The sequence below is a fragment of the Vibrio sp. RE86 genome (assembly GCF_013114545.1).
In the GTDB taxonomy this organism is placed as follows: Bacteria; Pseudomonadota; Gammaproteobacteria; order Enterobacterales; family Vibrionaceae; genus Vibrio.
In genome coordinates this window covers 29,503-43,826 of the sequence record NZ_VTXI01000026.1, presented here as the reverse complement: position 1 = coordinate 43,826, position 14,324 = coordinate 29,503, and the positions used below count along the sequence as shown (strand labels likewise).

Genomic DNA, 14,324 nt, shown 5'->3' with positions numbered 1-14,324 from the left:
AAATTTAATTTCACAGTATGGTATTTTGTATAAATACGAGATGGCATATTGTTAAGTGCCGAATGCATTGATAGTTGTGAAAGGAGTTACAATGCTAAAAACAAAAATTGCGGTACTGACGTCGTTGATTTTATCTGCGAACTCAGCAGTACATGCCTCAGAGACTTTTCCCCAAGGGTTCTATATCGGTGCTGGTATTGGATACGTTCCTATTAGTGTTGAAGATTCACAAGTTAATGAGCTTTTGGCGGATACCGGCCTTACGTTTGAGTCACCGGAAAGTGATTCACGTATAGCGACGTCCCTGACATTCGGTATGGACTTCAATGAACATATTGCTATTGAGGCCGGTTATTTGAACTTGGGCTCATCTAGCTATGAAGGAACGGGTGTTTTAACGGTAGAGGCAGAAGAAGCGTTTAATGCTATCGAGAAAGAGCTGCCGATCGATGCATCCGGTTTCACCGCAGTGTTACGACCGTCATACAACATATCCAATGATGTTGAATTGTATGGTCGTTTGGGTGCGATGTTGTGGTCAGGTACCAGAGACTTTTATGGAGTGAGTAAAGATTATAGTGGAACCAGTGCCTTATTTGGTATTGGTGCTGCGCTTAATATTTCTCAGAACTGGAAGTTGCAAACGGGCTGGCAGCGAGTATCTCTAGATGATTTCCCTGTAGATATGGTTGAAGTCTCTCTTTTCTACCGTTTTGGCGCTTATGCACAGCCTGTAACACATACGAATCAGCCTACTATTAATGTCAACTTACAGGGTGATCAATATGATGACCTCCTGAAAGAAATTGACAATTATCAGTCAGAGTTAACTCAACGAATTGAAGTGGCTGAGTTAGCAGCAGCCCAGAAAGCAAAAGAAAAAGCAGCTCTTCAATCTCAATTAGAAGCAGAATCTCAAGCGCGAAAAATTGCTGAAGAAGAAGCGATTGCTAGAGCGGAAGAATCGGCACGTTTAAAAGCAGAGCAAGAAGCATTGATTGCCGCTGAAGCCGCAAGACTGCAAGCAGAGCAAGATGCCTTAGCGAAAGCTGAAGAAGCCGCGCGCGTTAAAGCAGAGCAAGATGCCTTAGCGAAAGCCCAAGCTGAAGAAGCCGCGCGCGTTAAAGCAGAGCAAGATGCCTTAGCGAAAGCCCAAGCTGAAGAAGCCGCGCGCGTTAAAGCAGAGCAAGAAGCCTTAGCGAAAGCTCAAGCTGAAGAAGCCGCGCGTGTTAAAGCAGAGCAAGAAGCCTTAGCGAAAGCTCAAGCTGAAGAAGCGGCAGCGAAGCAAACCCAAGAAATGGATTTTGTTTTCAACCGTGACAGCTACGTGCCAATGGGCATTAATATTACTGAGGTTAATAGATTCATTGCACAGTCAGAGTCATCAAAGAAAGTGACTTTAGCGGTGAGCTCTGAAGGTGTCTCTTCTAAGCTAGCTAAGAAACGTGCGAACTTCTTGAGTAAGTATTTAAGCGACCGTGGTATAGATAGCCAAAAACTAGAGGTTGTGATGGATTCTGAAATCAAAGGACACAAAGCGAAGTTACTAGCGAAGCTAAACTAGAGCACTTGAACGACCTTACCATAGAAAGCTGAGCACCCATGTGCTCAGTTTTTTTCTAGTGGCATCAATTATTGATGCCATTTTTGTTTCCAATGTTAGATGCATAGGTTTATTGCATAAGTGAAACGCTACTTTAACAATACAAATTGATATCAAGTCTTTATATAAGAAAGTAAAAATAATGGATTTATCTTTTTTTATAAATGCCATAAGTAGTTGTAAAGTTTGGTTTTTACTAATCGTTAAGTAAAAAATACTGATTAATTGTCAATCTTATTGCTAATTGCTGAATGATTCGCCGATAGTAGGAATTCGCCACGAACTATCTAACACATAAATATAACGGATAGGGCGGTTACTGGGTTTTCTATTCCTAACTCATTTTGAATTTTAAAGAACCATTTACGCTGAAGATTAAAGAGGCTTGCCCGATGATTGACAAGAAAGAGTCTATGGGAGCTATCGCTAGCTACCGTATGGAAAGTACATTACGTGGAGTAGATCTAAACCTGTTAACTGTATTTGATGCAGTGATGCAGGAGCAAAATATTACTCGAGCAGCACATAACCTAGGTATGTCACAACCAGCAGTAAGTAATGCTGTGGCACGTCTAAAAGTGATGTTCAACGATGAGCTGTTCATGCGTCAAGGTCGCGGTATCCAGCCTACTCAACGCGCTCGCCAACTGTTTGGCCCTATCCGTCAAGCTCTTCAACTTGTGCGTAATGAACTACCAAGTTCTGTATTCTCACCGGAAACATCAACTCGCCTGTTCAAACTCGCGATTTGTAGCCCGTGTGATATGCGTTTTGCTCCTAAGATCATGTCAACAATTCACGAGCTTGCACCAAATGTTCAGCTTCACCTTGATGCTGAATTTGATCGCCAACTTGCAGAGCGTATGCGCTACCAAGAGATCGATTTTGTAATCGACTACGCTCGTTTTGATGAGCAAGGTTTCTCAAGCACTGAAATCTTCCAAGATGAGCTTGTTGTGGTTTCATCAAAAGCACACCCACGAATCCAAAACGAAGTGACAGCTGATATGTTGCTACGTGAGCGCCACGCAAAATTGTCTAAAGTACACGGCCAGCGCAGCTTCTCTGAGCAAGCGTATCGTGATCTAGATGTTCAGGCGTACTACGAAGGTACAAGCCTAAGTAATGTTCTTTATGTTGTTGGTCAATCAGAGCTTGTGACGATAGCCCCACGTTGGATGGTTGAAAATGCAGCCAATAAGGATCAACTTCAGGTGATCGATTTCCCATTCGAAAATGGCAAGATCAGCGGCTTCCTAAGCTGGCACGAGTCGAGTGAAAAAGACAAAGGTCATATCTGGTTACGTGACCAGTTGATGATGATTTGTGGTGAAGTTGTCGCGTTAGATTAATTTACAAAATAGTCCCAATCACAAAGCCTTGAGGAGTGAACGCTTCTCAGGGCTTTTTTGTCACTTATATTGATAACTTTGATGCTCATCAGTTGCCTTTTCTAACCCGAAATGTACACTTGTGCGCTGATTAAAGCTTACAGGTGTAAGCTAAAGGTAGATTAAAGATGGCCAACTTAGATTTTCATATCGTAAAACGAATTCGTGACCAAATTGCTAAAAGTGGTGACCGTATTGCTCTCAAGCACAAAGTGGGCAATATATGGAATGGCATTAGCTGGAAGCAGTTTGGACAGCAAGTTGACTCCCTATCACTTGCTCTATTGGCTCAAGGAATTAGAGTTCAGGATAAGATCGGTATCTTCTCCAACAATATGCCGCAATGGACAGTGGCCGACTTTGCAGCGCTACAACTGCGCGCCGTCACCGTTCCTATCTATCCAACCAATACCGCGGCGCAATCTGCCTACATTCTGCAAGATGCCGATGTTCGAGTGTTATTTGTTGGTGAGCAACCTCAGTTTGATGCGGCCGTTTCTATTTTTAATGAATGCCAACAGCTCGAGCTTATCGTTGCGATGTCTGATGATATTGACCTTGGTGAACATCAATTTGCTATCAGCTGGCAGCAGTTCATTGCCAACGCCGGCAATGAACATCAAGTTGAGCTAGATAGTCGTCTTGAGCAAGCAAACCTTGATGATCTACTGACTCTCATTTATACCTCGGGTACGACAGGTCAACCCAAAGGGGTAATGCTTGACTACGCCAACATTGGTTCTCAGCTTGAAGGGCACGATACGCGCTTAAGTTTGTCAGAGTCGGATGTGTCTCTCTGTTTCCTTCCGCTATCTCACGTTTTTGAACGCGCATGGACTTTCTACGTTTTGTATAAAGGTGCAACTAACTGCTACCTTCAAGACACCATGCAAGTGCGTGATGCGCTGAGTGAAGTTCAACCGACAGTGATGTGTGCGGTTCCTCGTTTCTACGAAAAGATTTTCTCTGCTATCCATGAAAAAGTGGCTAAAGCGCCATTCATTCGCAAAGTCCTATTTACCTGGGCTGTGAACATGGGGGCTAAAATGGCGGTATGTCACCAAGAAGGTCGCAAGCCATCACTGATGCTGAAAAAGTCTCACGCATTGGCTGACAAATTGGTGTTGTCTAAGCTGCGTGCGTTGCTTGGCGGAAAAATCAACTTTATGCCGTGTGGCGGTGCGAAGTTAGATGAAACCATTGGGCGCTTTTTCCATGCGATGGGCATCAACGTTAAGTTAGGTTATGGCATGACTGAGACGACAGCTACCGTCTCTTGTTGGGATGACAAGTGTTTCAACCCTGACTCTATTGGTATGTCGATGCCAGGCGCGCAAGTGAAAATTGGTGAGAACAACGAAATTCTTGTTCGTGGTCCAATGGTGATGCGTGGCTACTACAAAATGCCTGAAGAGACAGCAAAGACTTTTGATGAGCATGGTTTCCTTAAAACGGGTGATGCTGGCCATATTGATGAAAACGGCAATGTCTTTATCACTGACCGTATTAAAGAATTGATGAAGACCTCGAACGGTAAGTACATCGCACCACAAATGGTTGAAGGTACTATCGGTAAAGATCACTTTATTGAGCAGATTGCGGTTATTGCCGACACGCGTAAATTCGTATCAGCATTGATCGTGCCTTGTTATGACTCACTTGAAGAATATGCCAAAGAGTTGAACATCAAGTATCACGACCGCGTGGAACTCATCAAGCACCACCAGATCGTTGAGATGCTCGAAGCGCGTGTTAACGACCTGCAGAAAGAGTTGGCAAAGTTTGAGCAAGTGAAGAAATTCAAGTTGTTACCGAAAGCTTTCTCAATGGACGATGGAGAGTTAACTCCAACTCAGAAATTGCGCCGCAAAGTGATTAACGACAAATATCAGGATGAAATCGAAGAAATGTACAGTGATAAGGCAGAGAAAAAGTAGTTTTTCGCTGAGTTAATTTTTCGATTGTTTAATAATCCCTCACTGCATAAATCATGCAGTGGGGGATTTTTTTCATGCTTACGTATGAGATGTAAAAGTTAACTTTGTTCTACCTCTCTGTTTTTTGTCTAATATTTTAAATTGTATTTAAAGTTAAAATTAGAGATTAAATCTAAATGATGTTGGGTTTGTAGCTTGAAGTTGCTATATATTTTTGATAAACGGGATATTGTTTAAAGTGGGAGAGATATCGCATTAGACCCGATGCTAATAAAACGTTACATTTGTTGCTCAGCTTGTTTGATGTTATTTACAAACAAGACATAGCCGAAAAAGTGGAAGTATTTCGAATTAGGCTACGAATAAGACCTAGACTATGTAAAACCAGCCCAAGGTGTTGACCTTACACATTGGTAAACTGGTTAAGGAGAAAAATATGGCAGCAATGTTATCCGGCGCAGAGATGGTGGTTCAATCTCTGATCGAAGAAAATGTTGAGCAGATCTTCGGGTATCCTGGTGGTTCTGTTCTCGACATCTATGATGCGCTTCACGCAAAAACAGACCAAATTAAGCACCTTCTTGTTCGTCATGAACAAGCCGCAACACACATGGCCGATGGCTATGCACGTGCTACGGGTAAGCCGGGGGTGGTTCTCGTTTGTTCCGGTCCTGGGGCAACCAATACCATTACGGGTATCGCAACCGCTTACATGGACTCTATCCCGATGATTGTTATCTCGGGTAACGTACCAAACAATATGATTGGTAATGACGCATTCCAAGAGTGTGACATTGTTGGTGTTTCTCGCCCAGTGGTGAAACACAGCTTCCTAGTTAAGAAAGCCGAAGATATCCCTGAAACGGTGAAGAAAGCTTTCTACATTGCGACTACAGGCCGCCCTGGTCCAGTTCTGATCGATCTGCCAAAAGATGTGATGAACCCACAGATCAAACTGCCTTACGAATATCCTCAATCGATTTCGATGCGCTCTTACAAGCCAACGACAACTGGCCATAGAGGTCAGATTAAAAAAGCAGTGAAAACTCTGCTTGAAGCGAAAAAGCCAGTTCTTTATGTCGGTGGTGGCGCCGTGATCTCTGAAGCCGATCAGCATTTGATAACACTGGCAGAAAAGCTAAACCTACCAGTTATCAGTACCTTGATGGGGCTTGGTGCTTTCCCTGGAACACATAAAAACTCCCTTGGTATGCTCGGCATGCATGGCCTGTATGAGGCTAACATGGCGATGCACAACGCAGATTTAATCTTTGGTGTTGGTGTTCGTTTTGATGATCGTACAACCAACAACTTAGAAAAGTATTGCCCGAATGCGAAAGTCATGCACATTGATATTGATCCGTCGTCGATCTCTAAGAATGTGAAAGCAGACGTCCCGATTGTAGGTTCGGCAGATAAAGTGCTAAAGGCAATGCTCAGCCTGATGGAAGAGCAGGGCAGTACCAATGATCAAGATGCCGTTAATCGCTGGTGGGACGAAATCGAACAGTGGCGTGGCCGTGAATGTTTATCTTATGAAACCTCTCCTGAGCGTATCAAACCACAACAGGTTATTGAAACACTGCACAAGCTAACGAACGGCGATGCTTATGTTGCATCGGATGTTGGTCAGCACCAGATGTTTGCCGCACTCTATTACCCATTTAATAAACCGCGTCGTTGGATAAATTCAGGTGGTCTTGGCACCATGGGTTTTGGTCTACCGGCAGGTATGGGCGTTAAGTTTGCAAAACCTGATGAAGAAGTTGTGGTTGTTACCGGTGATGGCAGTATTCAAATGAACATTCAGGAACTGTCGACTGCAATGCAATACGATATTCCTGTGAAGATCATTAACCTAAACAACCGTTTCTTAGGCATGGTCAAGCAGTGGCAAGACATTATTTACCAAGGTCGACACTCTAACTCGTACATGAGTTCTGTTCCTGACTTTGCTGCCATCGCAGAAGCGTATGGTCATGTTGGTATTCGCATTGAGTCACCAGATCAGCTTGAGTCTGGTCTAAAACAGGCACTGGATATGAAAGATCGTCTGGTGTTTGTTGATATCAATGTTGATGAAACTGAGCATGTATACCCGATGCAGATAAAAGGCGAGGGTATGGATAAGATGTGGCTAAGCAAAACGGAGAGAACATAATATGAGACACATTATTTCACTATTGATGGAGAACCAACCGGGTGCATTGTCTCGAGTGGTTGGTCTGTTTTCTCAGCGTGCTTACAACATTGAATCATTAACCGTTTCGCCGACAGATGATGAAACGCTCTCTCGTCTGAATATCACCACTATTTCTGATGATATGGAACTTGAGCAAATTCAAAAACAGCTTAATAAGCTAATTGATGTGCTCAAGGTTCAAGAAGTTTCAGAACTTGACCACATTGAGCGTGAATTGATGATGGTAAAAGTGAAGGCGAGCGGATTCTCACGTGCTGAGGTGAAGCGTACTGCGGATATCTTCCGTGGTCAGATCGTTGATGTGACGGCTTCTCAATACACAGTGCAAATGGCAGGCACAAGCGAAAAGCTCGACGCGTTTATCCAGGCACTTTCAGAAGTGACGGAAGTGATTGAGGTGGCACGTAGCGGTGTCGTTGGTATTGCTCGCGGTGAACGTGCATTGAAGCCTTAGATTTCTGTTGTCCATATACAAAAAACCACCGACATGTCGGTGGTTTTTTCGTTTTACAACTAAATAGGCTGAAAGCGATTAGTGAAGAATACGCGCGCGAATCGTGCCTTCGATGTTCTTCAGTTTAGCTAGAGCTTCTTCAGAACGCTCAGTCTCAACATCGATCACTACGTAACCAAAATCAGCTGCTGTCTGTAGGTACTGACCTGCAATGTTGATCCCTTCTTCAGCGAAGATGGTGTTAATTTGCGTCAAGATACCAGGGCGGTTTTGGTGAATGTGCAGTAGACGCGAACAGTCACGGTGCTCAGGCAGTGATACTTCAGGGAAGTTAACACTTGATAGGGTTGAACCATTGTCTGAGTATTTCGCTAACTTACCCGCAACCTCTACGCCGATGTTCTCTTGCGCTTCTTGCGTTGAACCACCAACGTGTGGCGTTAAGATAACATTGTCGAATTTTTGCAGTGGAGACTCAAATGGGTCTGCATTGGTTTTAGGTTCAGTTGGGAATACATCAACCGCCGCGCCAGCAAGGTGGCCTGCTTCTAGGCTATGACATAGTGCCTCAATATCTACTACCGTTCCGCGTGCAGCATTGATAAAGATTGAGCCAGGTTTCATGCGAGCAAACTCTTCTGCACCCATCATATTCTTGGTTTCTGGCGTTTCTGGTACGTGCAGAGTAATCACATCACATTTGTTCAGTAGCTCACTCATCGTATGAATTTGAGTTGCGTTACCCAGCGAGAGTTTGTTCTCAATATCATAGAAGTAAACGCGCATACCGAGGTTTTCAGCAATAATACCCAGCTGAGTACCGATATGGCCGTAACCGATAATACCAAGGCGCTTTCCACGCGCTTCGTAAGAGTTATCTGCACTCTTCTTCCAAATACCACGGTGCGCAAGCGCATTCTTTTCAGGGATGCCGCGAAGCAGAAGTAGAACTTGCCCAAGAACCAGTTCCGCCACACTACGAGTGTTAGAGAATGGTGCGTTAAACACTGGAATACCGCGCACTGCAGCGGCTTTAAGATCAACTTGGTTAGTACCAATACAGAAACAGCCTACAGCAACAAGCTTTTCAGCAGCGTTGATAACCTCTGCCGATAAGTTAGTGCGAGAGCGAATACCGATGAAATGAACATCTTTTACTGCTTCAAGCAGTTCTTCTTCAGGCAACGAGCCTTTGTGGTATTCGATGTTTGTGTAACCTGCAGCTTGAAGTACTTCTACAGAAGATGGGTGAAGTCCTTCTAGCAGGAGGATCTTGATCTTATCTTTTTCCAGTGAAACTTTGGCCATTATCTTCGTCCTTAAAATGGGGAAATTGGGGCTTAACTGGCGCACAATCGGTGTAATGTAATAAAAGCAAACGTTTTGTTACTACAAAGAGTGACGCAAACGTTTTCCTTGTGCGTCTTCTGCTCACTAAGTTAACAAAAAAAATACAGTTTGGGTAAGAAAATTACGGAATAAGGAATAATTTTTATAAGGAGAAACAACAAAAACGGCACCCTTAGGTGCCATTTGTAATGAAATAACAAGAATCGGGAGTATGGGTTACTCTTCGATTTTCGCACCTTCTGGTGTGCCAGTGATAACGACATCAGCACCACGGTGAGCAAATAGGCCGACAGTCACAACGCCTGGAAGTGCGTTGATCTTATCTTCAAGCTCTTTTGGATTGGTAATCTTAAGGCCGTAAACATCTAGGATGATATTGCCATTATCAGTCGTGCAACCTTCACGGTAAGCTGGGTCACCGCCAAGTTTTACTAGTTCGCGAGCAACGTATGAGCGTGCCATTGGGATGACTTCAACTGGCAATGGAAACTCACCAAGTACGTCAACTGCTTTGGTGTTGTCGACGATACAGATGAACTTATCAGAGATAGCTGCAACGATTTTTTCACGTGTCAGTGCTGCGCCACCACCTTTGATCATTTCACGATCGGCGTTGATTTCATCTGCGCCGTCTACATAAATGTCTAGACCTGCAACTTCGTTACAATCAAATACTTCAATCTCTAGCTCTTTCAGACGCTCAGTTGATGCAACAGAGCTAGAAACAGCACCTTTAATTTCCTCTTTCATTGTGCCTAAGGCGTCGATGAAGTGATTCACTGTTGAGCCTGTACCAACACCCACAATGCTGCCTTTTTCGACATATTTAAGTGCTGCCCAACCAGCTTCTTTCTTCATTTCATCTTGAGTCATGCTCATCTCCTAAAAGAGGTTATATTAACGTTTGCGCGGCGATTATAGCCTTATCGTTATCATACTTGAAGTGACAACTTTACCTAAGGGTTACCACTGCCAAACCTTGGTTGGAGTCACAACTTTCGGTAAGGGGACATCCCAAGATTTCGTTGGCAATGATTCTACATGCTGGCAGTCGTGAGCAAGACCAATGGGTTTAGGTCCATGACCGGTCGCAAACCAAGGCGCGAGTGTTCGATCATAATACCCTCCGCCCATTCCTAGACGATGACCCTGAGTATCGAAAGCGACTAAAGGAGTACAAATTAAATCGAGAGACTGAGCGGGTATGATTTGAGTTTGGTTGAGCTTAGGTTCCGAAATTCGGTATTGATTGAGCACCATAGGCGTTTGCTTTGTGTAGCGTAAAAACAGCAGGTGCCCTTTAGAAAACGGATGGATGACGGGCAAATAAACATGCTTGCCTTGTTGCCATAACGATTCGATGAGTGGTTGAGTTTCTACTTCGCCATCGGCTGAGAGGTAAAGAGCAATGTGTTTGGCCGAAGCCACTTCAGGCATGGAGAGAAATTGGCGACAAAGGTCTAAACCTGCTTGGCGCTGAAAAGAATCACTGAGGCGATTACGTTTTTGGCGGATGTCTTTGCGAAAGTCTGAGCGAGAGAGTGGCATGATGTTACCCATAGTTGATGGGTATCAGAGTAGGATACCCCAGAGTGCCGTTGGAAGTTTTTGACCCATGAACCAGCTGGTTCAGGGCGGGTCAGCAATGGTTACCGTAGGCTTCTCGGTTCGAGCCGAGCTTGCTCAATAGCAACCAAGTACTAACCCTTTGGCATTGCTTATCGGCTCAGGGACGTAACCCCCTAACGAACACTCCAGGGTAAATTCTTGTTTTGCTGTAAAGGTTATTGCTGTCCTGGCTTTACTTTACTTATCGCACTGTCTAGTGATGATGTGAGCAGTTCCATTCGCTCAAGCAGTGCGCTTTGTTCTTGCTTTGAATCGTCTTCACGAGTTACGAGCTCGTGGCAAAAGTTTAAGGCAACAAATGTGAGAAGTTGAACTTCATTGGTAATTTTCGTCTTAGAGGCCATATCTTTGAGGCGTTCATCTAAGCGAGCAGCGGCACTAACCAAAGACTCTTCTTGCCCTGAAGGACAGTTTACCAGAGTTACTTTGCCTAAGATTTCAACTTCTACCGCTTGATTACTCATATCGACTCTATATCTGTTGTCTAAGGTGATAAAGCAGACAATCACCGAGGTAGAAACTATAGAAAAACGGCCATTAAGATTCAAGCTTTTCCAGAACCTCAACTGAAAATCATCGCACAACAACACAGTAATTGGGCAAATTGAATAAAAGCTACTCACATTCGATAATCGTTCGTTTTCGCGTGCTTAGGTAAATGGTACGATTGAGATTATTTATCTTAATTTAGGCCATTCAAATGAGCGAAACAAAACTCCCTGATTACCTGACATTTGCAAGTGAACTTCAGTCAGCTGGTTTAGCGGTTAACCCTGCTGAGCTACACGGCTTACTGACAGGCATGTTAAGCGGTGGCTTAAATCTGAATGACAAAAGCTGGCAACCAATGGTGTTCGACTATGTGAGTGAAGGCATGGGGTGGCCTAGTAAAGCCCTTCAACTTGCACAAGCTACGTTGGATGCGACGAAAAATGAGCTAACTGGATCCGACTTAGAGCTTGATCTCCTACTACCGAATGAAGAAGCCAGCGCTTCTTTGTTTGATATCGCAGATGGTTTAGCTGAGTGGGTTAATCACTTTATTTCAGGTGTTGGTCTTGTTGGGGCTGAACTGAAAAAAGCGTCAAGTGATGTGAAAGAAGCGTTAGCCGATCTTGAAGAGATCGCAAAACTGGGCATCGACGAGGATGATGACCTGCAGGAGCAAGCACAGCTTTTAGAGCAAGTGATTGAGCATGTGAAAGCATGTGCGCTGACGGTGCATGCTGAATTTGGCCAGCGTCCAACGTCTGAAACGCAGCCTGCTCCAACAATTCATTAAGATAGAGTGACTCAGATATAGGTACGTCCATGAAGCAGTTCGATGTGGTTATTGCTGGTGGTGCAATGGCGGGAATGACTCTGGCTCTTGCACTCAACAAGCGAGCGACCAGACCTCTTTCCATTGCAGTTATCGAGCCTTTTCCGGTTGATCATCAAGCACACCCCGGTTTTGATTCTCGTTCGATTGCCCTTTCTTACGGTACCGTCAATATACTTAAACAGTTTGAGTTGTGGGATGAGATAGCACAAGTTGCGACGCCAATAGAGCATATTCATGTTTCTGATCGTTCACACGCGGGGCTTACCGACATTTCAAAGCATGAAGTGGGCGTTGATGCACTGGGGTATGTGGTTGAACTGGCGGACGTAGGGCGTATCTATCATCAACTCGCGCAGCAAGATAATCACATTGAAGTGATGCATGCGTCGGTTAAGACCGTATCTCGTCAGCAGCAAGAAGTTACCGTTGAACTCAGTGACGAGCAGACCATACAAGGCAAGCTACTTGTTGCCGCAGATGGCGCCATCTCGACGTGTTGTCAGCAAATTGGTCTAGAGCTTTCTGAGCATGATTTCGACCAGGTCGCCGTCATTGCCAATGTCACAACACAAGTTAAGCACGAAGGGCGTGCTTTTGAGCGTTTTACGCAGTCAGGCCCTGTTGCGCTGTTGCCGATGTCAGAAGGTCGTATGTCACTGGTTTGGTGTTTGCGACCAGATGTGGCTGAAAAGGTGATGAGCTATGATGAAGAAGCTTTCCTGTCAGCGCTTCAAGACAGTTTTGGTTGGCGACTTGGTCAATTAGAAAAGGTCGGAAAACGCGCTCATTACCCACTTTTACTTCGTTATCGCCAGCAAAACGTCTCGCACCGCTTTGCTATCGTTGGCAATGCTGCACAAACCTTACACCCAATAGCAGGGCAAGGTTTTAACTTAGGCATTCGAGACGTCGCTACATTGGCAGAAAGTATTGCTCAAAACAGTGAAGATCCTGGTGATTATAGTGTGCTTAGCCGTTTTAAAACGCAACGAGAGCCAGATAGGCAAGCGACGATTGCGATGACTTCCTCATTGGTGCATATCTTTTCCAATGATTACCTTACGATGCGAATAGGCCGCAATTTAGGTTTATTTGCAATGGACAACATCGCACCACTGAAAATGCCATTATTAAAAAGAACATTAGGTTTGGTGGCACGTTAAGCCACACAAGGACAGAAACAGTATGATGCAAAGTGTAGATATCGCCATTGTTGGCGGTGGAATGGTTGGGCTTGCGCTGGCTTCGGCTTTCAAAGAGACAGACCTACGAATTGCGGTTATAGAAAGTCGTGAGCCACAGGTAGAACTTGATGAGTTACCTGATGTGCGAGTTTCTGCATTAAGTCGCTCTAGTGAAACTATTTTGCGTAACTTGGGAGCATGGCAAGGGATAACCCGACGTCGCGCTGCTCCGTATCGAGCAATGGAAGTTTGGGAGCAAGACAGCTTTGCCCGTATTGAGTTCGAAGCACAACAGCTCGCTCAACCTGACCTTGGGCATATTGTGGAAAATCGAGTCATTCAACTGGCCTTACTTGAGCAAGTTAAACAGCAGAGCAATGTGACGCTCTTTATGCCTGCTAAATGTGCAAGTATGGCGATCGGAGAAAGTGAAGCTTGGCTGACGCTTGATAACGGCCAAGCACTAACCGCGAAGTTAGTCGTCGGTGCCGATGGCGCTAACTCTTGGGTGAGAAAGCAGCAAGATATTCCACTGACTCATTGGGATTATGGCCACAGTGCCGTTGTTGCTAATATTCGAACCAAGGAGTCACATGAACGCATTGCACGCCAGATTTTCACTCCACAAGGTCCGTTGGCATTCTTGCCGCTAGGAGATGACAACCTTAATTCCATTGTTTGGTCTACGGAACCGAATCGTGCAGAACGTCTTATCGAGATGTCGAAAGGTGAGTTTAATAAAGTGCTCACTGCTGAGTTCGATAACAAACTGGGTCTATGTGAAGTAGTTGGTGAGCGTTTTGCGTTCCCTTTAAAGATGCGTTACGCACGTGATTTTGTCACTGAACGAGTCGCTCTAGTTGGTGACGCGGCGCATACGATTCACCCTCTGGCTGGGCAAGGGGTTAATTTAGGCCTATTGGATGCTGCGAGCTTAGCGCAAGAAGTCATTGAACTTTGGCAGGCAGGAGAAGATATAGGCACTAAGCGAAACCTAAGAGGTTACGAGCGTTGGCGAAAGGCTGAAGCGGCGAAGATGATTGCTGCAATGCAGGGCTTTAAAGATCTCTTTGAAGGGAACAATCCAGCGAAGAAGCTGATTCGTGGTATCGGCATGAAAGTCATTGGCCAATTGCCTGGTGCTAAAGATGAAATCATGAAACGTGCGTTAGGGTTGTCTGGGCATTTACCGAGGCTTGCTCAGCGTTCTGCCATTAAATCGCAATCATAAAAATGCAAAAGGGTTGGC

Annotated in this window: 12 protein-coding genes and 1 other RNA gene; 8 read left to right on the top strand and 5 right to left on the bottom strand. The window is 44.7% G+C overall.

What is annotated here, in order from left to right:
• Positions 1–91: 91 nt before the first annotated feature.
• From F0231_RS18880 to ilvN, 5 genes are all read left to right on the top strand, one after another.
• Positions 92–1,564 carry an outer membrane beta-barrel protein gene (locus F0231_RS18880; protein ID WP_171761241.1) on the top strand — a complete coding sequence of 491 codons (1,473 nt, stop codon included), beginning with the start codon at positions 92–94 and terminating at the stop codon, positions 1,562–1,564.
• Positions 1,565–1,995: 431 nt separating this feature from the next.
• On the top strand, positions 1,996–2,955 hold the full coding sequence (gene leuO, locus F0231_RS18875) for a transcriptional regulator LeuO (RefSeq protein WP_171761240.1): 960 nt from the start codon (positions 1,996–1,998) through the stop codon (positions 2,953–2,955).
• A gap of 167 nt (positions 2,956–3,122) precedes the next feature.
• Positions 3,123–4,931: a long-chain fatty acid--CoA ligase gene (locus F0231_RS18870; RefSeq protein WP_171761239.1), complete on the top strand. Its 1,809-nt coding sequence runs from the start codon at positions 3,123–3,125 to the stop codon at positions 4,929–4,931.
• 436 nt (positions 4,932–5,367) lie between these two features.
• Positions 5,368–7,092, top strand: coding sequence for an acetolactate synthase 3 large subunit (locus F0231_RS18865; RefSeq protein WP_171761238.1), 1,725 nt, complete (start codon positions 5,368–5,370; stop codon positions 7,090–7,092).
• A 1-nt stretch (position 7,093) separates the two neighbouring features.
• Entirely contained in the window at positions 7,094–7,588 is a 495-nt protein-coding gene (gene ilvN, locus F0231_RS18860) for an acetolactate synthase small subunit (RefSeq protein WP_004744777.1), read from the top strand.
• 78 nt (positions 7,589–7,666) lie between these two features.
• On the opposite strand, the gene serA is transcribed toward ilvN, so the two are convergent.
• The 5 genes from serA to F0231_RS18835 form a co-directional block, all read right to left on the bottom strand.
• Entirely contained in the window at positions 7,667–8,896 is a 1,230-nt protein-coding gene (gene serA / locus F0231_RS18855) for a phosphoglycerate dehydrogenase (RefSeq protein WP_171761237.1), read from the bottom strand.
• Between the two features lie 258 nt (positions 8,897–9,154).
• Entirely contained in the window at positions 9,155–9,811 is a 657-nt protein-coding gene (gene rpiA / locus F0231_RS18850) for a ribose-5-phosphate isomerase RpiA (RefSeq protein ID WP_171761236.1), read from the bottom strand.
• A gap of 90 nt (positions 9,812–9,901) precedes the next feature.
• A complete protein-coding gene (locus F0231_RS18845) occupies positions 9,902–10,486 on the bottom strand; it encodes a 5-formyltetrahydrofolate cyclo-ligase (RefSeq protein ID WP_171761235.1) in 585 nt (194 codons plus the stop codon).
• Positions 10,487–10,518: 32 nt separating this feature from the next.
• A non-coding RNA gene (ssrS, locus tag F0231_RS18840) (6S RNA) lies at positions 10,519–10,702 on the bottom strand.
• 20 nt (positions 10,703–10,722) lie between these two features.
• Complete coding sequence (locus tag F0231_RS18835) at positions 10,723–11,031, bottom strand: cell division protein ZapA (protein WP_171761234.1); 309 nt, start codon at positions 11,029–11,031, stop codon at positions 10,723–10,725.
• 236 nt (positions 11,032–11,267) lie between these two features.
• Here F0231_RS18835 and F0231_RS18830 point away from each other — a divergent pair, with 236 nt between their 5' ends.
• The 3 genes from F0231_RS18830 to F0231_RS18820 are packed head-to-tail and all read left to right on the top strand — an operon-like array spanning position 11,268 to position 14,306.
• Complete coding sequence (locus tag F0231_RS18830; RefSeq protein ID WP_171761233.1) at positions 11,268–11,849, top strand: YecA family protein; 582 nt, start codon at positions 11,268–11,270, stop codon at positions 11,847–11,849.
• Positions 11,850–11,878: 29 nt separating this feature from the next.
• Complete coding sequence (gene ubiH / locus F0231_RS18825; protein ID WP_171761232.1) at positions 11,879–13,054, top strand: 2-octaprenyl-6-methoxyphenyl hydroxylase; 1,176 nt, start codon at positions 11,879–11,881, stop codon at positions 13,052–13,054.
• Positions 13,055–13,076: 22 nt separating this feature from the next.
• Positions 13,077–14,306, top strand: a complete 1,230-nt coding sequence (locus F0231_RS18820) for an FAD-dependent 2-octaprenylphenol hydroxylase (RefSeq protein WP_171761231.1) — start codon at positions 13,077–13,079, stop codon at positions 14,304–14,306.
• Positions 14,307–14,324 lie beyond the last annotated feature (18 nt).